Source organism: Microbacterium limosum (assembly GCF_036324365.1).
Lineage (GTDB): Bacteria > Actinomycetota > Actinomycetes > Actinomycetales > Microbacteriaceae > Microbacterium > Microbacterium limosum.
The window spans coordinates 1,033,356-1,053,871 of the sequence record NZ_CP137080.1 but is presented as its reverse complement, the minus strand read 5'-3'; the positions used below and the strand labels follow the sequence as shown (position 1 = coordinate 1,053,871).

14 protein-coding genes are annotated in these 20,516 nt (G+C 71.2%); 5 read left to right on the top strand and 9 right to left on the bottom strand.

The annotated features are described in order from the left end of the window. Nucleotides 1–76 precede the first annotated feature (76 nt). Nucleotides 77–1,300: an IS110 family RNA-guided transposase gene (locus tag RYJ27_RS05055; protein WP_330171993.1), complete on the bottom strand. Its 1,224-nt coding sequence runs from the start codon at nucleotides 1,298–1,300 to the stop codon at nucleotides 77–79. A 246-nt stretch (nucleotides 1,301–1,546) separates the two neighbouring features. On the opposite strand from RYJ27_RS05055, the gene RYJ27_RS05050 reads away from it, so the two are divergent. Further along, entirely contained in the window at nucleotides 1,547–3,247 is a 1,701-nt protein-coding gene (locus RYJ27_RS05050) for a long-chain-fatty-acid--CoA ligase (protein ID WP_330171654.1), read from the top strand. Between the two features lie 48 nt (nucleotides 3,248–3,295). Here RYJ27_RS05050 and ligA read toward each other — a convergent pair whose 3' ends face one another. The 3 genes from ligA to RYJ27_RS05035 all read right to left on the bottom strand — a co-directional run bounded on the left by ligA (nucleotide 3,296) and on the right by RYJ27_RS05035 (nucleotide 8,105). Then, nucleotides 3,296–5,479, bottom strand: a complete 2,184-nt coding sequence (ligA, locus tag RYJ27_RS05045) for an NAD-dependent DNA ligase LigA (RefSeq protein ID WP_422732885.1) — start codon at nucleotides 5,477–5,479, stop codon at nucleotides 3,296–3,298. 237 nt (nucleotides 5,480–5,716) lie between these two features. After that, nucleotides 5,717–6,832, bottom strand: coding sequence for a tRNA 2-thiouridine(34) synthase MnmA (gene mnmA / locus RYJ27_RS05040; RefSeq protein ID WP_330171652.1), 1,116 nt, complete (start codon nucleotides 6,830–6,832; stop codon nucleotides 5,717–5,719). Nucleotides 6,833–6,896: 64 nt separating this feature from the next. Next, nucleotides 6,897–8,105 (bottom strand): cysteine desulfurase family protein, encoded by a 1,209-nt coding sequence (locus RYJ27_RS05035; RefSeq protein WP_330171651.1) that lies wholly within the window; start codon nucleotides 8,103–8,105, stop codon nucleotides 6,897–6,899. A gap of 77 nt (nucleotides 8,106–8,182) precedes the next feature. Here RYJ27_RS05035 and glgX point away from each other — a divergent pair, with 77 nt between their 5' ends. From glgX to glgB, 3 genes are all read left to right on the top strand, one after another. Continuing rightward, entirely contained in the window at nucleotides 8,183–10,279 is a 2,097-nt protein-coding gene (glgX, locus tag RYJ27_RS05030; RefSeq protein WP_330171650.1) for a glycogen debranching protein GlgX, read from the top strand. Between the two features lie 74 nt (nucleotides 10,280–10,353). After that, the gene (locus RYJ27_RS05025; RefSeq protein ID WP_422732864.1) at nucleotides 10,354–12,441 is read left to right on the top strand and encodes an alpha-1,4-glucan--maltose-1-phosphate maltosyltransferase; all 2,088 of its coding nucleotides are present in this window, start codon (nucleotides 10,354–10,356) and stop codon (nucleotides 12,439–12,441) included. Continuing rightward, nucleotides 12,438–14,627 (top strand): 1,4-alpha-glucan branching protein GlgB, encoded by a 2,190-nt coding sequence (gene glgB / locus RYJ27_RS05020; RefSeq protein WP_330171649.1) that lies wholly within the window; start codon nucleotides 12,438–12,440, stop codon nucleotides 14,625–14,627. The genes RYJ27_RS05025 and glgB overlap by 4 nt, the downstream gene beginning before the upstream one ends. 45 nt (nucleotides 14,628–14,672) lie before the next feature. Here the strand turns inward: glgB and RYJ27_RS05015 are convergent, their stop codons facing one another. Together RYJ27_RS05015 and RYJ27_RS05010 are read right to left on the bottom strand one after the other, a co-directional pair. Next, nucleotides 14,673–15,617 (bottom strand): tetratricopeptide repeat protein, encoded by a 945-nt coding sequence (locus RYJ27_RS05015; RefSeq protein ID WP_330171991.1) that lies wholly within the window; start codon nucleotides 15,615–15,617, stop codon nucleotides 14,673–14,675. Between the two features lie 26 nt (nucleotides 15,618–15,643). Then, nucleotides 15,644–17,500, bottom strand: a complete 1,857-nt coding sequence (locus tag RYJ27_RS05010; RefSeq protein WP_330171648.1) for a DUF8094 domain-containing protein — start codon at nucleotides 17,498–17,500, stop codon at nucleotides 15,644–15,646. A gap of 169 nt (nucleotides 17,501–17,669) precedes the next feature. Between RYJ27_RS05010 and RYJ27_RS05005 the strand changes: the two genes are divergently transcribed. Beyond that, a complete protein-coding gene (locus tag RYJ27_RS05005) occupies nucleotides 17,670–18,728 on the top strand; it encodes an AI-2E family transporter (RefSeq protein ID WP_330171647.1) in 1,059 nt (352 codons plus the stop codon). A gap of 21 nt (nucleotides 18,729–18,749) precedes the next feature. Here RYJ27_RS05005 and RYJ27_RS05000 read toward each other — a convergent pair whose 3' ends face one another. Genes RYJ27_RS05000 through RYJ27_RS04990 form a run of 3 tightly spaced genes read right to left on the bottom strand, consistent with a single transcriptional unit; the run spans nucleotide 18,750 to nucleotide 20,494 of the window. Continuing rightward, nucleotides 18,750–19,481: an alpha/beta hydrolase gene (locus RYJ27_RS05000; RefSeq protein ID WP_330171646.1), complete on the bottom strand. Its 732-nt coding sequence runs from the start codon at nucleotides 19,479–19,481 to the stop codon at nucleotides 18,750–18,752. Continuing rightward, a complete protein-coding gene (locus RYJ27_RS04995; protein WP_330171645.1) occupies nucleotides 19,478–19,762 on the bottom strand; it encodes a hypothetical protein in 285 nt (94 codons plus the stop codon). The genes RYJ27_RS05000 and RYJ27_RS04995 overlap by 4 nt, the downstream gene beginning before the upstream one ends. Before the next feature lie 3 nt (nucleotides 19,763–19,765). After that, on the bottom strand, nucleotides 19,766–20,494 hold the full coding sequence (locus tag RYJ27_RS04990) for an aggregation-promoting factor C-terminal-like domain-containing protein (RefSeq protein ID WP_330171644.1): 729 nt from the start codon (nucleotides 20,492–20,494) through the stop codon (nucleotides 19,766–19,768). Nucleotides 20,495–20,516: the final 22 nt, after the last annotated feature.

Sequence of the window (20,516 nt, the reverse complement as noted above, 5' to 3'; positions counted from 1 at the left end):
GCCCCATTCTAGGCGGCACCCCCGCGCCGCTCCGGCCCCGGGTGGCGGCACCTAGATATCCCAGGGTCGTAGGTTGTCAAGCGGCGAGGGTGTGGCGGTGTGCCCAGGCGATGGTTTCGTCGTAGCGGGTGTGGTGGCGGAGGCAGCCGTCGAGGATCCCGACGAGCCGGTTCGAGAGGGCTCGTAGCGCAGCGTGGTGGGTGTTTCCCGCGGCGCGGTGGGCGTCGTAGAACGCTCGAGCGCCGGGTGACGTGCTGAGTGCGCAGAACGCCTGTTGGTGCATGGTGTCTGCGAGGCGTCTGTTGCGGGCGTAGCGGGCGAGCACGACCCGTCGGGTGCCGGACGCGCGGGTGATGGGGCTGGTGCCGGCGTAGTTCCGGCGTGCTTTCGCGTCGGCGAAGCGGTCGGGGTCGTCTCCGAACTCGGCGAGCACCCTCGCGCCGAGGACCTTCCCCAGGCCGGGTTGGCTGGTGATGATCTCAGCGTCCGGGTGCCGGCCAAAACACGACTCGACCTCGGCTTCCAGCGCAGCGATCTGACCGGTCATCGCGGTCAGCACTGTCGCGATCGCGGTGACCCCGGCGCCGTAGGCGGCCGCGACTGGTCCGGACAGTTCGAGCTGCTCGGACCGGAGAGCGGTGAGGATCTCGATCGCGCGGTGTTCGAGGTTGCGTCGCCGTCCCGCCCGGCGCAGCACTGAGACCAGCCGGGTCCGGGTCAGTGCCCGTCCGGCGGCCGGGGTCGGCGCGGCGGCGAGGACGGCGAGGGCGTCTCGTCCGGCGAGGTCGTCGCTGAACGCGGTCAACGCGGCAGGGTAGAACTCTCGCAGCATCGACCGCAGCTGATTGGCCTGCCGCTGCTTCGACCAGATCATCGTCTGATGGGTCCGCGCCAGCACCTTCACGGCCTCGGCGAGGTCGCTGTCGCCGGTCGCGGGCCGGTGATGATCACGGTCGGTGCGGACGATCTCCGCGAGCACGTGCGCATCCCCGGGGTCGCTCTTCGCGCCCGACGTCGAGTGCCGCTGACGGTACCGGGCCGACTGCTGCGGGTTGATCGGATACACCGAGTACCCGGCCGCGATCAGAGCCTGCACCCACCCGCCCCGATCCGTCTCGATCCCCACGAACACCACGCTCGGATCGTCGGCGTCGTCGAGATGATCCGCGATCAGCGCGTGCAACCGCGCCAACCCCGTCACCCCCTCCGGCAGTCGACGCCGAACCAGCACTGCGCCCTGCTCGTCCTGCAGTTCGATGTCGTGGTGGGCTTCCGCCCAGTCATCACCGAGGAACAACATCGTCCCCGCTCCCTTCGCGAACCTGATCATTGCTCGTCCCGGAGAAAGCTCGCAGCGTCCTAATGGTTCAGTGCTCGAAGCACGTCATCCCAGCAGCCATCACGGCCTCCTCACCAACCAGCGAGGGCACGATCTAGGCCTAGACCTCATGACGGCGTCAGGCTGGAGGAGTGCTCACTCGCTGGTGGACTCGGACACCACACTGGCCCCCCGGGCCACGCGATGCACCCCCATTAGGCTGGCGGCGTGACGACGTACGATCCCCCGCGCCCCTGGATCCGAAGCTACGCCGAGGGCGTTCCCGCCGATCTCGAGCCCGTCTCGGGCTCGCTGGTCGACATCGTCACGGCATCCGCCCGGGACTACCCGGACGCTCCCGCCCTGCAGTTCTTCGGGCGCACGATGTCATACCGCGAGCTGCAGGACCAGATCGAGCGGGCCGCGGCCGGACTTCGCGAGCGGGGGGTCCGATCCGGCGACCCCGTCGCCATCGTCCTGCCCAACTGTCCTCAGCACATCGTGGCGTTCTACGCCGTGTTGAGGCTCGGCGCCGTCGTCGTCGAGCACAACCCGCTCTACACGCCGCGCGAACTGCGCAAGCAGTTCGAGGACCACGGCGCCGTGCACGCGATCGTCTGGAGCAAGGTCGCCGCATCGGTGCAGGCGTTCCCGTCCGACGTCGCGGTGCGCACCCTCGTCTCCGTCGATGTGACGCGTGCGATGCCCCTGCGCACCCGCGCCGCCCTCCGTCTGCCCGTCGCCAGGGCCCGTAAGGCGCGCGAGGCACTCACCGCTCGTGTGAGCGGTGCGATCCCGTGGGAGACGCTCCTGCGGAGCGACCCGCTCCCCGCGAGCGTGCCTGCCCCCGGCACCGACGACCTGGCGATCATCCAATACACCAGCGGCACGACCGGCACCCCCAAGGGCGCCGCCCTCACGCACCGCAACCTCATCTCCAACGCCGCACAGGCGCGGGCGTGGGTGCCCTCGATCCGCCGCGGTGAGGGATGCGTCGTCTACGCCGTGCTCCCGATGTTCCACGCCTACGGCCTGACGCTGTGTCTCACCTTCGCGATGTCGATGGGGGCGCGTCTGGTGCTCTTCCCCCGCTTCGACCCCGACATGGTGCTCGCGGTGACGAAGAAGCACCCCGCGACCTTCCTTCCCCTCGTCCCCCCGATCGCCGACCGGCTGCTGACGGCGGCGCGGGAGCGGGGCGTCTCGCTCGAGGGAACCGAGGTCGCGATCTCCGGCGCGATGGCGCTGCCCCATGAGCTGGTCGTGCCGTTCGAGGCGGCAACGGGCGGCTACCTCGTCGAGGGATACGGCCTGAGCGAGTGCTCCCCCGTGCTGATGGCGAACCCCGTCGCCGAGAACCGTGTCCCGGGCACGGTGGGGCTTCCGCTCCCCGGGACGGAGTGCCGCGTCGTCGATCCCGACGACCCCACCCGCGACGTGGACGCCGGGGAAGCCGGCGAGCTGCTCGTGCGCGGTCCGCAGGTCTTCGGGGGCTATTACGGAAAGCCCGAGGAGACGCAGCACGTGTTCGTGGACGGCTGGTTCCGCACCGGCGACATCGTGACGATCGACGAGTCGGGATTCGTGCGCATCGTCGACCGCATAAAGGAGCTGATCATCACGGGTGGATTCAACGTCGCTCCCACCGAGGTCGAGATCGCGCTGCGCCAGCATCCCCAGGTCGAGGATGCCGCGGTCGTCGGCCTGCCGAGCGTGCACTCGGGCGAGGAGGTCGTCGCCGCGATCGTCCCGGCGCCCGGCGTATCGCTCGACGAGGAGTCCGTGCGGGAGTTCGCGCGCGGCATCCTCACGCCCTACAAGGTGCCGCGGCGCATATTCGTGGTCGACGAGCTGCCGAAGTCCCTGATCGGCAAGGTACTGCGCCGCCAGGTGCGCGAGTCCCTGCTGCAGCTGACCACCGGCCGCTGACGGGGCGGCCCTGGGAGCCGTGCCGCGCCGACGGCGGACGCCGTCGGTTCAGCGATCCTCGGTGTCGAGCGCCGCCAGCGCTCCCGGGCCCTCCGTCACCAGCAGGCGGAACTGGGCCGCGTCGATGATGCGCACACCCAGCGCCTCCGCCTTCGCGAGCTTGGAGCCCGCTCCCGGCCCCGCGGCCACGAAGTCCGTCTTCTTCGACACGCTCGACGCGGCCTTGCCGCCCGCCGCCATGATCGCCTCCTGGGCACCCTCGCGGGTGTAGCCCTCGAGCGAGCCCGTCGCGACGACGGTGAGCCCCTCGAGCACGCCGCCGCCCCCCGCGGCCCCCGGCCCCGGATGGCCCGGTGTCGAGAACTGGGCACCGGCCGCCTCCCATCGTTCGACGATCTCGCGGTGCCAATCGACCTCGAACCAGTCGATGACGGCATCGGCGATGATGCCCCCGACTCCCTCGACGGTCGCGAGCTCTTCCCGCGACGCGGCGCGGATCGCAGCGACCGAGCCGAACCATTGCGCGAGCGCCCGCGCGGCGACCGGACCCACGTGACGGATGTTGAACGCGACCAGGAAGCGCCAGAGCTCCTTGGTCTTGGCCTTCTCGAGCTCTTCGAGCAGCGTGAGCGCCTGCGCGGAGGGCTGCGGCCCCGTCGCGCCCTGCTTCTTCTCGGCGGCGGAGGGGTTGCGGCGGAACGGCGCCCTCAGCACGCGCTCCCCCGTCGCGGCGTCCACGCGGGGCTCACCCGTCTCGGCATCCCGCACGATCACCTCGATCGGCACGAGCTGCTCGATCGTCAGGTCGAACAGCCCCGCCTCGGTCTCGAGGGGCGGCTGGGAGGGGGTGGACGGCTGCGTGAGAGCCGCCGCCGTCACCTCGCCGAGCGCCTCGATGTCGAGCGCGCCCCGCGAGCCGATGTGCTCGACCCGGCCCCGCACCTGCGCCGGGCACGCCCGCGTGTTGGGGCAGCGCAGGTCGATGTCGCCCTCCTTCGCCGGGGCCAGGGTCCAGCCGCACTCCGGGCACTCGCTCGGCATCACGAACTCCCGCTCGGTGCCGTCCCGGAGCTCGACGACGGGCCCCAGCACCTCGGGGATGACATCTCCCGCCTTGCGGAGCACGACGGTGTCGCCGATCAGCACGCCCTTCGCGCGCACCACGTCCTGGTTGTGCAGCGTCGCCTGCCGCACCACGGACCCGGCGACGCGGGCGGGCGCCATGATCGCGAAGGGCGTGGCGCGCCCGGTGCGACCCACCGACACGACGATGTCGAGCAGTTTCGTGTTGACCTGCTCGGGAGGGTACTTGTACGCGATCGCCCATCGCGGAGCGCGGCTGGTTGCACCCAGCTCGTCGTGCAGGGCGAGCTCGTCGACCTTGACGACGATGCCGTCGATCTCGTGCTCGACATCGTGACGGTGGTCGCCGTAGTGCTCGACGAACTCGGCGACCCCGTCGATCGAGTCCTTCGTGGCGAAGTAGGGGCTGGTGGGGAGACCCCATTCCGCGAGAAGGCCGTAGATCTCGCTCTGCGACGCCACGGGGGGCTGCTCCCACGCGCCGATGCCGTGGACGAAGAGGCGCAGCGAGTCCAGACGTGCCTGCCCCGCTTCCAGCTCGAGGCCCTCCTTCTTGTCTAGCTGCTGACGGAGCCCGCCGCTGGCCGCATTGCGGGGGTTGGCGAAGGCGGGGAACCGGCGTTCCGCGCTCACGCGCGCCCGCTCCGGATCGAACGCCCGCGAGCGCGCACGCGACTGCTCGATGGCGCGATCCCGCATCTGCGCCTGCAGCGCGTTGAGCGCGGCGAACGACGCGACCGGGATGAACACCTCGCCGCGCACCTCGACGAGCGGCGGATGCCCCGAGCCCGACAGCCGCTGCGGGATGCCGGGGACCCGCACCGCGTTGACCGTGACGTCCTCGCCGATGCGCCCGTCGCCGCGCGTTGCGGCCGAGACGAGCACGCCGTGCTCGTAGCGAAGGCTGATCGCGAGGCCGTCGATCTTCAGTTCCGTGAGCCACCGCACGTGTCGACCCGCGCCGGCCTGCGCCTTCGTGCACCACTCGCGCAGCTCCTCGATCGAGAAGACGTTGTCGAGGCTCAGCATCCGCTCCGCGTGCTCGACGGGGGCGAGCTGCGTGCCCTGCGCGGCCCCGACCGACCTCGTGGGCGAGTCCTGCCCCTGCAGCTCGGGGTACAGGCGCTCGATGGCCTCCAGCTGCAGCATCCACCCGTCATAGGTGGCGTCGTCGACGAGCTCGGCGTCTCGCCCGTAGTAGGCGTCACGCGCACCGACGATCTTCTCCGTGAGCTCGCGCGCCTCGTCGCGTGCCTGCTCGAGAGTCAGATCGGGGAGGGAGTGCTGGTCGTCGGCTGCCACCGCATCAGTCTAGGTTCGGGCTCCGACGCGCTCGGCGCACGGCCGGCGCGCGAGCGGATGCCGCGCGAAGCCTGCGCGAAGCCGTCAGACGCCCACGGGCGCCGCCGAGACGGTGCGATCGATCGTGAACTGGCCCAGCACCCGCGTGCCGCGATACAGCACGGCCGTCTGGCCCGGGGCGACGCCGTCGAGAGGGATGTCGGGTCGTACGACGACGCGCGCGCCGTCGTGTTCGTCGACCAGCCGGGCCCGTGCGGGCACCGGATCGGCGTGCGCGCGGATCTGCACGTCGCACGCGGACTCCTCCCCCGCCGCGAGGGCAGGGGCCCCGGCCCAGCTGAACCGCGCGCCGGCGATCTCGGAGGTGGCGAGGGCCTCCTTCGGCCCGACCACGACCGTGTTGGAGACGGGCCTGACCTCGAGGACGAACCGGGGCTTGCCGTCGGCGGCGGGAACACCCAGCCGCAGTCCGCGCCGCTGACCGACGGTGAACGCGTGCGCGCCGTCGTGGTCGCCGACGACCTCGCCGCTCTGGTCGAGGATCTGGCCGCGCTCGGCGCCCACGCGCTCGGCGAGCCACCCCCGCGTGTCGCCGTCGGGGATGAAGCAGATGTCGTGGCTGTCGGGCTTGCTGGCAACGCTCAGGCCCCGCGCCTCGGCCTCGGCTCGCACCAGCGCCTTGGACGGCGTCTCGCCCAGCGGGAAGAGCGTGTGCGCGAGCTGACCGGCCGTGAGCACGCCGAGAACGTAGGACTGGTCCTTCGCCGCGTCGTGGGCACGGTGGAGCTCGAGCCCGTCGCGCCCCTCTCGCACGAGCGCGTAGTGCCCCGTGCACACCGCGTCGAAGCCGAGATCGAGGGCCTTCTCGAGCACGGCGGCGAACTTGATCCGCTCGTTGCAGCGCATACAGGGGTTCGGGGTGCGACCGGCGCGGTACTCCGAGACGAAGTCCTCTACGACGTCGTCGCGGAAGCGCTCCGAGAAGTCCCACACGTAGAACGGGATGCCGAGGCGATCGGCTGCCCGGCGCGCGTCGAGCGCGTCCTCCACCGTGCAGCACCCGCGACTGCCCGCGCGCAGCGTGCCGCCCGCGCGCGAGAGCGCCAGGTGCACGCCCGTCACGTCGTGCCCGGCGTCGACCGCGCGCGCGGCCGCCACCGCGGAGTCCACTCCCCCGCTCATCGCCGCCAGAACACGCATCGCCCCAGTCTACGAGGGGCCCGCGCGGGCGGCTCCGGGGCCGGCTCGCCCGCAGCGCGCGGCATCAGCGCCCGGAGACAGCCCGCGAAGACAGCCCCGCCCGGCGCGCCCGCTCGTACGCGCCGGGCAGGGCACCGAGCACCGCCGCGACGTCATCGGGCGTGCTCGTTCGCCCCAGCGTGATCCGCAGTGCGCCGCGGGCGTCCGCGTCCTCGACGCCCATCGCGCGCAGCACGTGAGAGGGCTCCGGCACCCCCGCCTGGCACGCGGACCCCGTCGACACGGCGACGCCCGCGGCATCCAGCAGCAGCAGCAGCGAGTCGCCCTGAGCGCCCGGGAGCCGCACGTGGAGATGCCCCGGCAGCCGATCGACGCCGCCCGCGGAGACCTGCAGTTCGGGGATCGCCGCCACGAGACCCGCCTGCAGGCGGTCCCGCAGCCTCGCCAGCCGCTCCGCCTCCCGCGCCAGCTCGGCCACGGCCAGCTCCGCGGCCACCGCCAGTGCGGCGGCCCCCGCGACATCCTGCGTGCCCGCCCGCAGCCCGCGCTGCTGCCCGCCGCCGTGCAGCAGCGGCACGGGGGCCGCATCGCGGGAGACCACGAGCGCGCCCACGCCCACCGGTCCGCCGAACTTGTGGGCGGACAGGCTCATCGCCACGAGACCGGCGGCACGGGCGCCCGACTCCGCGCGGAGCCCCGCGAAGGACAGCGGCGCATGCCCGAAGGCCCCGACCGCGTCGACGTGCAGTGGCACTCCGGCCGCGGCGGCGAGGGCGGATGCCGCGGCGACCGGCTGCATCGCCCCGGTCTCGTTGTTCGCGGCGAGCATCGTCGCCACCGCGGCGTCGGGCGCCTCGAGGGCGGCGCGCCACTGCGCGAGATCCACGACGGAGTCGCCATCCACTTCGACCCGGCTGACGCGGGCCTCGCCGGCGCGCTCGAGCCAGTCGACCGCGTCGAGCGTCGCGTGGTGCTCGGCACGAGGCACGAGGATCGCGTTCCGCGAGGAGGAGGCCGCGCGACGCGCCCGCAGCAGTCCGGTCACGGCCGTGTTGATCGATTCCGTGCCCCCCGAGGTGAAGACGACCTCGACGGGATCGCAGTCCACCGCGGCCGCGACCCGCTCCCGGGCCTCCTCGAGCAGGCGCCGTGCCCCCTGGCCGGGTCCGTGGATCGACGACGCGTTGCCGAGCGTCGCGGATGCCGCGATCCACGCCTCTCGCGACTCGTCGCGCAGCGGGGTCGTCGCGGCGTGGTCGAGGTAGACGGCCATCGCGTCCCTCCTCCGGGCGTCGTGGTCGTGGGGCCGCTGTAACGTGCTGGACCCCTGCGCTGATTAGGGTAGTCGCCATGGTCAGCCCGAGTCCGAGCGCTGCGCCCGCCGTGCCGGGGCTGCTCGATGCCGCCTTCGACGATCTCGGGGTCACCCTCGACGCCGAGGGCGGCCGACTGCGCGTGTGGTCGGGGGCGGCGGACTCGATCGAGCTCGTCCTCTTCGACGACACCGATCTGGACTGGATCACCGACACCGCGCCGCTGGCTCCCGTCGGCCACGGGGTGTGGGAGGTGCGATCCCCCCGTCTTCGTCCGGGCGCCCGCTACGCCATCCGCGTTTCCGGTCCCAGCGGTCCCGGCAACGCGTTCAACCCGCGCACCCTCCTCGTCGAGCCGTATTCCCGCGGTCTGGTCTCGGGAGGGTGGGCCGCGGGCGGCGGTGACTGGCGCTCCGTCGTCGTGGACCGCTCCTTCGATTGGGGCGGTGTCGCCAAACCCAAGACGCCGCTGGATCGCACCGTGATCTACGAAGGTCACGTGAAGGGCCTCACGAAGCGGCACCCCGGCATCCCGCCCGCCCTGCACGGCACGTACGCGGGCCTCGCCCATCCGGCGATGATCGATCATCTCCTCCGCCTCGGGGTCACGGCCGTCGAGCTCCTTCCCGTCCACGCGTTCGCGAGCGAGCCCCGCCTGCACCAGCTCGGCCTGTCGAACTACTGGGGCTACAACTCGCTCAACTTCTTCACCCCGCACGCGCCCTACGCGACCGAGGCGAACCGGCGGGAGGGACCGGAAGCGGTGCTGCGCGAGTTCAAGGGCATGGTGAAGCTCCTGCATGAGGCGGGCCTGGAGGTCATCCTCGACGTCGTCTACAACCACACCGCCGAGGAGGGCTTCGGCGGCCCGCGCACGAGCCTTCGCGGCATCGACAACCGTGCGTACTACCGGCAGCTCGACGACGGCACGTACGTCGACGAGACGGGGTGCGGCAACGCGATCGACACGTCGACGGATGCCGCGGCGCGGCTCGTGCTCGACTCGATGCGCTATTGGGCGAACGACGTCCAGGTCGACGGATTCCGCCTCGATCTCGCGGCCACCCTGGGCCGCGACGAGAAGCACCACTTCACCCCCGAGCATCCGCTGCTGCGGGCCATCGTCGACGATCCCGCGCTCGCGGGGGTCAAGAAGATCGCCGAGCCCTGGGATGTGGGAATGGGCGGCTGGCAGACCGGCAACTTCGGGTCGGGCTGGAGCGAGTGGAACGACCGCTACCGCGACCGCGTCCGCAACTTCTGGCTGAGCGACATCGACTACGCCCGTCGCGCCTCGACCTCCCCGGTCGGCATCGGGGGTTTCGCCACCCGCCTTGCCGGTTCCTCGAACACCTTCGATCAGGAGCGCGGTCCCCTCGCGAGCGTCAACTTCGTCACGGCGCACGACGGCTTCACCCTGCACGACCTCGTCTCTTACGACGTCAAGCACAACCTCGCCAACGGCGAGCAGAACCGCGACGGCGCGGACACGAACCGATCCTTCAACCACGGGGCCGAGGGGCCGACCGACGACGAGGCGATCCTCGCCACGCGACGGCGGGCGATGCGCAACCTGCTCGGCACGCTGCTGCTGTCCGCGGGGGTTCCGATGCTCACCGCGGGCGACGAGTTCGGTCGCACCCAGCGCGGCAACAACAACGCATACTGCCACGACAGCCCGCTCACCTGGCTGCGCTGGGATCACAAGCCGTGGCAGGACGACCTGGTGGAGCACGTGCGCCATCTCACCCGGGTGCGGCGGGAGAATCCCGCGCTACGACCGGTCCACTTCGCCCGGCAGGATCGGGTCACTCCCTCCGCCTCGGTCATGGACTGGTTCGACGAGAACGGCGAGACGATGTCGGCCGAGCGGTGGACGAGCCCCGCCCACCGCACGCTGCAGTACGTCGCGGCGTCGACCCCCGAGACCGAGGCGTTCAACCGCATCCTGCTGATGGTCCATGGCACGGAGCAGCCCGCCCGGGTCACGCTTCCCGAGATCGCGGGCGTGTCCCGCTACGTGTCGCTGTGGTGCTCGTCCGACGAGCGCCCCGAGGCGCCCGAAACCGCCTTCGCGCCGGGCGACGTGGTGCAGCTGGCCCCCACATCCATGCGCCTTTTCCGCGCCGAGTGATCGTCGCCCATAGCGCATCGAGGCCCGGAACGCGACACGTATCGCCCTTCATTTGAGCGCGGTAGGTTCGGGTTGTGGCTACCGCGTCTCGTCAGAAAACCAGCTCTCGGGCATGGCGCAGCGGCGCCGCCGTCCCGGTCCGTCCTGCCGCCCCGTGGCAGGGCGACCGCGACACGATCGCCCCGCGCCTGCCCCTCTTCGACCAGCGACCGTCGGTTCCCGGCGGGCTCTACCGCCCCAAGGCGTTCGTCGGAGAGGCGGTCCCGTTCGGCGTCACCACCTTCCGCGAGGGCCACGACCGCATCGGCGCGCACGTGCGGCTCCTGGCACCGTCCGGGGATGAGTCGCTGCACCGGCTGAGCCCCCTCGACGACGGCACCGACCGCTGGAGCGTGCTCGTGGCTCCCCTCGAACAGGGTGTGTGGCGGTTCCGCTTCGAGGTGTTCGGCGACGAGTACGCGACCTGGCACCACGCCGCGGGCATCAAGATCGCGGCGGGCGTCGACGTCGAGCTCATGTGCGAGATCGGCGCCGCACTGTTCGAGCGCGCCGCGGCCGAGAAGTCACGGCCCGCGGCCGAGCGCCGCCTCCTCTCGGATGCCGCGAGGCGACTCCGCGAGGAGGGCACGGATGCCGCGGCCGCCCTCGACATCGTCGAGGACCACCGGATCGCGGCGTCGTTCGCGGCCCGGCCCGTCCGCAGCCTTCTGACGGTCGGCGAGGAGCGCGAGCTGCTCGTCGAACGGGCCCGCGCGGGCGTCGGCGCCTGGTACGAGTTCTTCCCGCGGTCCGAGGGCGCGACGCGCGGGGCCGACGGCGCCGTCGTCAGCGGAACGTTCGAAACGGCCGCCCTGCGGCTGCCCGCGGTCGCCGCGATGGGCTTCGACGTGCTCTACCTGCCGCCCATCCACCCGATCGGAACCGTTCACCGAAAGGGCCGCAACAACACCCTGGAGGCCCTCCCCGGCGACCCCGGCTCGCCGTGGGCCATCGGCTCCGCCGACGGAGGCCACGACACCGTCCACCCCGATCTGGGCACGCTCGAGGACTTCCGGGCCTTCGTCGACGCCGCCCGCGAGGCGGGGATCGAGGTCGCCCTCGATCTCGCCCTGCAGGCGGCGCCCGACCATCCGTGGGTCGCCGAGCACCCGGAATGGTTCACGACGCTTCCCGACGGGACGATCGCCTACGCGGAGAACCCGCCCAAGAAGTATCAGGACATCTACCCGATCAACTTCGACAACGACCCGGACGGCATCCGGGCGGAGGTGCTGCGCATCGTGCGGCACTGGATCGCCCAGGGCGTGCAGATCTTCCGAGTGGACAACCCGCACACCAAGCCCCTGCAGTTCTGGGAGTGGCTGATCCGGGAGGTCACCGCGGAGCATCCCGGGGTCGTCTTCCTGGCCGAGGCATTCGCACGGCCCGCCATCATGCAGGCACTCGCGAAGGCCGGCTTCCAGCAGAGCTACACCTACTTCACGTGGCGCAACACGAAGGGTCAGCTCGAGGAGTTCCTCGACGGGCTCGCCCACGAGACGGCGGACTACCTGCGCCCGAACCTCTTCGTCAACACGCCCGACATCCTGACGGAGTACCTGCAGTACGGCGGGCGCGCGGCCTACAAGATCCGCGTCGCGATCGCCGCGACCGCCGCGCCCACCTACGGCGTCTACGCGGGCTACGAGCTCTACGAGAGCGTCGCACGCCCCGGCTCAGAGGAGAACATCGACAACGAGAAGTACGAGTACAAGTTCCGCGATTGGGAGGGCGCCGAGGAGCGCGGCGACTCGCTGGCACCCTATCTCGCGCAGCTCAACCGCATCCGCCGCGAACACCCCGCCCTCGGCCAGCTGCGCAACATCGACATCCACTGGAGCGACGACGACGCGATCCTGGTGTTCTCCAAGCATCTCGACGCGGCGCTCTCGCCCACCGGCGCCGACGACACGATCATCGTCGTCGCCAATGTCGATGCGCACTCGGCCCGTGAGACCACCGTCCATCTCGACACCCGGATCTGGGGTGTCGACCCCGGGGAGGAGTTCGAGGTCGAGGATCTCATCACGGGTGCCGTATGGCACTGGCGCGACCACAACTACGTCCGGCTCGACGCATTCTCCGAGCCGGTCCACATCCTGCACGTGAGGAGCACCCGATGAGCACCATCTCGACCGAGGACCTCGACCGGGTCGCGACGGGGTCGCACTACTCCCCCCACTCCGTGCTGGGTCATCACCCCGCGACGGATGCGTCCGGCTCGCCGGCCACGCGCATCCGCGTCCGCCGGCCGCTCGCGAGAACGGTCACCGCCCTCCTCGCGGACGGCACCCGCGTGGATCTGGAACACGAGCGCCACGGCGTGTGGGCGGGCCTGCACCGGCGCGATCCGCAGCCGTACCGCATCGAGGCGACCTACGACGAGGGCCCCGACTGGATCGCGGATGACCCGTATCGCTTCCTCCCCACGGTGGGCGAGCTCGATCTGCACCTCATATCCGAGGGCCGCCACGAGGAGCTGTGGCGCGTTCTCGGATCGCACGTGCGCACGATCGACGGCGTCGACGGAACCGCTTTCGCGGTGTGGGCCCCGAACGCCCAGGCGGTGCGCCTGGTGGGCGACGTCAACGGCTGGGATGGCCAGGGCCACCCCATGCGGTCGCTCGGATCGACGGGCGTGTGGGAGCTCTTCGTGCCCGGGGTCGGGGAAGGCTCGACGTACAAGTACGAGATCCTCACGCGGTCGGGGCACTGGATCATGAAGGCCGACCCGATGGCGCGCGCGGCGGAGGTGCCGCCCGCAACGGCGTCGGTGGTGACGAAGGCCCGTCACCGGTGGCAGGACGCCGACTGGATGGCGCGTCGCGCGAAGACCAGCCCCACCGATCGGCCGATGTCGATCTACGAGGTGCACCTCGGGTCATGGCGTCCCGGCCTGTCCTACCGCGACGCGGCCGACGAGCTCATCGACTACGTCCTGAACCTCGGGTTCACACACGTGGAGTTCATGCCCCTCGCCGAGCACCCGTTCGGCGGATCCTGGGGCTACCAGGTCTCGGGCTACTTCGCGCCGACCAGCCGCTTCGGCACGCCGGACGATCTGCGGTACCTCATCGACCGCATCCACCAGGCCGGCATCGGCGTCATCATGGACTGGGTCCCAGGCCACTTCCCGAAGGACGCCTTCGCACTGGCCCGCTTCGACGGCGAGGCGCTCTACGAGCATCCCGATCCGCGCCGCGGCGAGCACCGCGACTGGGGGACGTACATCTTCGACTACGGACGCCGGGAAGTGCGCAACTTCCTCGTCGCCAACGCCCTGTACTGGCTGGAGGAGTTCCACGTCGACGGGCTGCGGGTGGACGCCGTCGCGTCGATCCTCTATCTCGACTACTCCCGGGAGGAAGGCGACTGGGAGCCGAACATCCACGGCGGCCGCGAGAACCTCGAGGCGATCTCGTTCCTGCAGGAGGTCAACGCCACCGCCTACAAGCGCTACCCCGGCATCGCGATGATCGCCGAGGAGTCCACGAGCTTCCCGGGGGTGACGGCGCCGACCGACCAGGGCGGACTCGGTTTCGGCTTCAAATGGAACATGGGGTGGATGAACGACACCCTGCAGTACCTCGGGCGCGACCCCATGTACCGGGCTCACCACGAGGGAGAGATCACCTTCACCTTCGTGTACTCCTTCAGCGAGAACTACGTGCTCCCCATCAGCCACGACGAGGTCGTGCACGGCAAGGGCACGCTCATGTCACGCATGCCGGGAGACCACTGGCAGAAGCTCGCCAACACCCGGCTGCTGCTGGCGTACCAGTGGTCGCATCCGGGCAAGCAGCTGCTGTTCATGGGGCAGGAGTTCGGCCAGCTCTCCGAGTGGTCGGAGTCGCGGGCGCTCGACTGGTGGATCCTCGACCAGCCGGCGCACGCGCAGCTGCAGTCGTTCGTCGGGACGCTCAACCGCGTCTACGTGGAAAGGTCCGCCCTCTGGGCGCGCGACCACGACGGCGCCGCATTCAGCCGGATCTGGGGGCCGCACCACAACCCGAGCGTCGTGGCCTTCGCGCGCCGAGACTGGCACGGCAACATCGTCGGCGTCGTGTGCAACTTCTCCGGTGTGCCGATCCACGGCTTCGAGCTCGACATGCCGGAGCCCGGCGTGTGGGAGGAGATCCTCAACTCGGATGCCGCGGAGTACGGCGGCTCCGGCGTCGGGAACTTGGGCGTCGTGTATGCCGAGGACCGTGGTGAGGGAGAACCCGCACGCGCGAGTCTCGTGCTTCCGCCGCTCGGCGTGCTGTGGCTCGCCCACCGGGGCGATGCACCGGACCCCACGGCGGAGTGAATGCCTCCGTGCCGCTCCGTGTCGGGACGGAGCGGCACGACCCGGTCAGAACATCAGCGAGGCGAGACGCCCGCGCGCACGGATGACGCGGGGGTCGGTGTCGCCCACGAGCCCGAACAGCTCCAGCAGGCGCTCGCGGACGGGCGCGCGCGACTCGGGATCCAGCTGGGCGAACAGGTCGAGGAGGCGCCCGAACGCGTCATCGACGTGCCCGCCGGCGATGTCGAGGTCGGCGACCCGCAGCTGTGCGTCGATCCCCGTCGGTTCGGCGGCCGCGGCATCCCGCGCCGCCTGCAGGTCGGCGTCCTGCACCCGCTCGAGCAGGCGCACCTGAGCCAGACCCGTGCGGGCGTCCGCGTCGCCGGGGTTCTCCGCGATCGCGCGCTCGTACGCCGAGATCGCCCGCGGGTAGTCCCCCGCCTCGATCGCCTCGAACGCCTCGGCGTGCAGCGGAGGCAGCGGCGGTTCCTCCGGCTCCCCCGGTGCCCCCGCGTCCCCGGGGGCACCGGCGGGCTGCGCCGTTCCGGTGACGCCGTTCTGGGCGGCGAGCTGCAGCAGCTGGGCGAAGACCTCGCGGATCTGCGCCTCGGGCACGGCGCCCGTGAACAGGGGCACGGGCTGACCGGCGACGAGACCGACCACCATGGGGATCGACTGGGCGCGGAAGGCCTGTGCCAGCTGGGGATTGGCATCGACGTCGACCTTGACGAGCACGATACGGCCGCCGAGCTCGGTGACGACGCGCTCCAGCGCGGGGCTCAGCTGCTTGCAGGGCCCGCACCACTCCGCCCACAGGTCGATGACCACGGGAACGGTGCGCGAGAGCTCCAAGACCGCGGCGAAGGTCTCATCCGTCGCGTCCATCACGAGCGAGGGCACGGATGCCGCACCGCCCGCGGCAGACGCGGCGGCCGATCCGGGGGCCTCCGCGGCGGGTCCCGACCCCGAGGGGCGGTTCCGCAGGGAGGAAAGGTCGACGGCACCGCGCATGACGGCGCCGGGGGTCACGTTCTGGCTCACTGGATCACTCCCGCGCTGAGGATGTTGGAGGCGTAGCCGAGCAGCTGGATCTGCCCGCCGTCGGCCTGGTTGGGGACGTAGAAGAAGAGCTGGTCGGAGAACGTCGTCTCGAAGCCCGAGGCCGACGTCGAGGTGCCGGCCAGCGCCTGGACCGTGGGATTGCCGTCGAGGCGGATGACCGCGTCCTCGTTCGTGGGGCGCACCGTGTCGGTCTCGGTCACGCTCACCGCGACGATCGCCCCCGACTCGAGGGTGGCCAGCGCGATGGGTTCGTAGGCCCCGGCGGCGGACGAGAACGTGAGGCTCCCGGTCTCGGCGCCGGTCTGGTTGAACTGCTCCAGACGGGTGCGACGGTCCTCCGCGACCTTCACGCGGAACTGATCCCCGTCCTCCTGGAACAGGTCGGCGTACGCGCTCTCCGCGCCGTTGTTGAGCACGTCCGCGTAGGCCGCGGCGATCTCCTGCGGCTCGATGACGAGGAACGAGGAGTCCGGCGGCACCTGCGCTGCGCCGATCGTCGCGGGCGCGACGCCGCCAGGGAACTCGGCGGATGCCGCGAGGCTCGCCAGGTACGTCAGGCGGTACTCGCTCCACGGGTCGTCCTGCGTGAGCACGGCGATGGAGGGGGCGGCGCTCTCGCCCTCGGCCGGCGCCACGACGGTCATGAACGTGCGCGGCCAGCCGTTCTTCGCCTCGGGCAGCACGATCTCCACCGGCTCGCTCGGAATCGCGGGGAGCGCGGGGTGATCGCTGACGCTGCTGCGGATCTGGTAGTTCGTCTGGCGCTCGGCGAGGACGGCGCCGTCCAGGCGCGTCGCTGCCAGGTCGGCGTCGCCCGCGGCATCCGCCTCCGCCACCGTCTCGGCGACGCGGGCGAGGATGCGCTGCGCCTGCGTCTCGGTGACGACGGGCTGCTGCTGGTCCTCGGTCGTGAGGACCGTCGCCGTGGGACTCGGGGTCGGCGTGGGACCGAGCTGCGGCCAAGCCTCGGCGGAGCAGCCGCTGACGACGAGCCCGGCCACCACGAGGGCGGGCAGGGCGTGCAGCGCACGGCGCTGCAGGGCCCTGCGAGGCGGAGTGGAACCGACGAAGCCCTTGCCGTCCGAGGGGGGAAGCGTGTCGATCGGCTGCGTCTCGGGCAGCGGCGGCGGACCCTTGCGTCGCGGCCCACGCGAACGCCGGGCGTGGCGGATGCCGAGGAAGTACAGCACGACGCCGGCGGCCATCACGATACCGCCGAGCACGATGAGGGGTCCCGCCCACGGGGTGGCGTTCTGGATCGGCCACGTGACGGTCATCCGCGCGGGCGCGGGCTGCGTGCCATCCGAGGCGACGAGGACGCTCATGTCCTCGGGAAGCTGGAGCCGGACGGTGAGCGTGCCCGAGTCGCTGAACTCGTCGAGCCACAGATCGGAACCGGCCGGGTTGCGCCCCGGGGCATCCGCAGCGGCGCCCTCGTCCGCGGCGCTGCCGTCCTCGGGAGCGGCTTCCTCGGGCGCCGGGGACGCGTCTTCCGCGTCGGGCTCCTCGGCCACGGGCTCCACGGTCTCCGTCGCGATCGTGCCCTCGTCGATCGCGACCCGGGTATAGGTCGTGTCGGCGAGCCAGGCGGTCATGTCGGTGGTGCGGCCGTACGCGGCGAAGACCACGTCTTCGCCCTCTGCACGCAGGGTCTGCGAGCCTGGCAGGCTGGTGAGCACCGAGCCGTCCACCAGCGTGTAGGCGTGCTCGTCGAGCCCGGTGATCTCGGCGACCTCGGTGGTCGGCCCGAGGAACACGGTGCGCTGAGCGATGCCCGCACCGATCAGCACGGCAGCAATGACGAAGGCCAGCACGGCCCAGACGAATCGCAAAGAAGAACCCCTCCTCGTCACGCCGTGGGTGGTCTCGGCGCGGAATCGGACGTCCCAGCCTATCCAAGACGACCTGAATGTCCGCCACGAGCGGGTGTCGCACGGACGCGGCCCCGCCGAGCCGTATTCTGACGGAGCCGTGACGGACCGCGGCGGAGAGAAGTGTCGGATGAAGGTGCAGAACCCTTTCCGCGTGGCGTTCGTCGCGACGCTCGGCGTCGGACTGGGCATCGTCCTGATCCAGAGCGTGCAGACCCTCTCGACGATCCTGCTCTACATCGGCACCGCCCTGTTCCTCTCGCTCGGTCTCGAGCCCGCCATCTCCTTCCTCGAGCGGCGGCGGATGAAGCGGTGGCTCGCCGTTCTGATCACGGTCCTCGTCATCCTTGCCGCCTTCACCGGCATCGTGCTCATGATCGTGCCGATCATCGTCGATCAGATCAGCCAGCTGGTCGTCGTCATCTCCGAAGCGCTCGACCAGGGGGTCGAGCCGTTCCTCGCGGACATCCGGGAGTGGGTCGGCGGCGTCTTCCCCTACCTCGACGTCGATCAGGTCTTCCAGTACGTCACGGACTGGGTGAACTCCCTCGACTTCGCCGCGATCGGCGAGAGCGTCATCGTCTTCGGGGCGACCGTCGTGGCCGGACTCGCCGGCGGATTCATCGTTCTCATCCTCACGATCTACTTCACGGCGTCCACGCCGAACCTCAAGGCCGCGGTGTACCAGCTCGTCCCCGCGAGCAAGCGCGCGCGCTTCATCGACCTCGCCGAGCAGATCACCGACTCGGTGGGCTACTTCGTCATGGGCCAGCTCAGCCTCGGGCTCACCAACGGCGTCCTGAGCTTCATCTTCCTGTCGATCATCGGCGCGCCCTTCACCGCGGTGCTCGCGGTGATCGCACTGTTCTTCTCGATCATCCCCCTCGTGGGAACGCTGACGGGTTCCGCGATCATCGTCCTGACGTGCCTCCTGCCCGGGGTCGGTTCCCCCGGCACGGCCCTCGCCGCGGCGATCTACTACCTCATCTACATGCAGATCGAGGCCTACGTGCTCGCCCCCCGGATCATGAGCCGCGCCGTATCGGTTCCCGGCGCGGTCGTGGTGATCGCGGCGCTCGCGGGCGGGTCGCTCCTCGGGCTGCTGGGAGCTCTCGTGGCGATCCCGATCGCGGCGAGCATCCTGATCATCTATCGTCAGGTGATCATCCCGCGCCAGAACGAACGCTGACGGACCACTCCCCCTGACGGGTCACGCCGAGGGCAGCGGGCCTTCCCACTCCGTCGGCAGCGGAAGAGCACCGGGGTTGACCGCGGCGACGATCTCCGTGAGCACCCGCCGCGTCTGCGTCTCGCCGACCCACAGGTGCTTGCCGCCCTCGACCGGCACCAGCGTCATCTGCGGCACCGAACGGAAGCGCTTCGCCGCCTCGTCCGGGCGGAGATAGTCGTCGAACTCCGGGATGAGGGCGATGAGCCGCCGGCTCTCCCCCGCCCAGGCCGCCACGTCGTCATCGGTCGCGCGGTGAAGGGGCGGAGAGAGGAGGATCGCGCCCTCGATATCGTGATCGCGCCCGTACTTCAGAGCGAGCTCGGTGCCGAACGACCACCCCACGAGCCAGGGGCGAGGCAAGCCGCGCGCCGTGACGAACGCCATGGCCGCGGCCACGTCGAAGGCCTCCGCGTGCCCGCCGTCGAAGGTGCCCTCGCTGCGTCCCCGGGGCGACTCGGTGCCGCGCGTGTTGAAACGCAGGACGGCGAGGTCGGCAAGAGCCGGCAGGCGCGCCGCGGCCTTGCGCAGGACGTGGGAGTCCATGAACCCGCCAGCCGTGGGCAGGGGGTGCAGCGTCACGAGGGTGGCGACCGGCTCCTTATCCGCCGGGGTGGCCAGCTCGCCGACCAGGGTCAGCCCGTCGATCGTCTCCAGTTCGATGTCCTCACGCCGCGCCGGCAGCTGAAGCGGACCTCGGATCTCGGTCGTCATGCGATCCTCCAGCATGCCGTGTGCCAGTGTCGGCGCGCGGCGAGGTCCGCCGCGTCGCCCATCACGCCATCCGCACGCCACGCCACGACGTGGGCGGTGCCGGCCGCGACCGTGCGCCCGCACCCGGGGCACGTGTAGTCCTTGACGGCCTGCGCGGCGCTGATCGGCTGGACGGTCCACGAAGACCCCCGACGGGTCTCCGTGCGTTTCCATCCCGCCAGCATCCGTTCGAACCCGTCACCCCTGGGCTGCTCGGGCCGGCGCCGGTTCGAGCGCGGCACGGGTCAGTACCAGCCGCGCGCCTGCGAGTGTCCCCACGCGCCGCACGGGGTGCCGTAGCGTCCGCCGATGTACCCGAGGCCCCACGTGATCTGCGTGGCGGCGCTGGTCTCCCAGTCCGCTCCCGCGCTCGCCATCTTCGACCCGGGGAGGGACTGCGGGATGCCGTAGGCGCCGCTGGAGCGGTTGTGTGCATTGACCCGCCATCCGGACTCCTTCTGCCACAGCGCGACGAGGCAGTCGTAGTCCGCGGAGCTCCAGCCGCGGGCCATGACCATGTCGTAGGCGATCGCCTTGGCGGAGCCGGGGTCGGGCGACACCGCGGGCGGGGCCCAGCCGCTCGCGGATCCCCCGCCGCTGGAGCGCGGCGCGACCGGCTCGGGCGTCGGAGTGGGCTTGGGGGTGACGTACACCTCGTACCCGCTGCGGCCGAAGCCATCGGTCGCGGCGTCGGATGCCGCCTCCACCACGAGCGACTGCGCGTCCTCCTGCGCCGCGGCGAAGGAGGTCAGCGCGGACACGGGGGCATCGCCGTTCTGCTCGGCGATCGCGGTCCCCGTGGGGGCGAGCACGTACGCTGCGAGGAAGGCGGAGGCGGCCACGGCCGCGAAGACGCCCGTCACGCTGCGACGCCTCGACCAGCGGACGGCGGCGGGGCGCAGGGCGGGGCCGGACGCGTGCGCACGAGAGACACCGCGCGTCGGCGCGGGAGTGATCTCGTTGCCCAGGCTCACAGTTTCACGAGTCTAGCCGCCA

Excerpts from the sequence above, each read along its gene's own strand:
- RYJ27_RS05055 (WP_330171993.1), bottom strand. The coding sequence starts at position 1,300 with ATGTTGTTCCTCGGTGATGACTGGGCGGAAGCCCACCACGACATCGAA.
- ligA (WP_422732885.1), bottom strand. The coding sequence starts at position 5,479 with ATGCTGCAGCTGGAGGCCATCGAGCGCCTGTACCCCGAGCTGCAGGGG.
- mnmA (WP_330171652.1), bottom strand. The coding sequence starts at position 6,832 with ATGCGTGTTCTGGCGGCGATGAGCGGGGGAGTGGACTCCGCGGTGGCG.
- RYJ27_RS05035 (WP_330171651.1), bottom strand. The coding sequence starts at position 8,105 with ATGGCCGTCTACCTCGACCACGCCGCGACGACCCCGCTGCGCGACGAG.
- glgX (WP_330171650.1), top strand. The coding sequence starts at position 8,183 with ATGGTCAGCCCGAGTCCGAGCGCTGCGCCCGCCGTGCCGGGGCTGCTC.
- glgB (WP_330171649.1), top strand. The coding sequence starts at position 12,438 with ATGAGCACCATCTCGACCGAGGACCTCGACCGGGTCGCGACGGGGTCG.
- RYJ27_RS05015 (WP_330171991.1), bottom strand. The coding sequence starts at position 15,617 with ATGCGCGGTGCCGTCGACCTTTCCTCCCTGCGGAACCGCCCCTCGGGG.
- RYJ27_RS05005 (WP_330171647.1), top strand. The coding sequence starts at position 17,670 with ATGAAGGTGCAGAACCCTTTCCGCGTGGCGTTCGTCGCGACGCTCGGC.
- RYJ27_RS05000 (WP_330171646.1), bottom strand. The coding sequence starts at position 19,481 with ATGACGACCGAGATCCGAGGTCCGCTTCAGCTGCCGGCGCGGCGTGAG.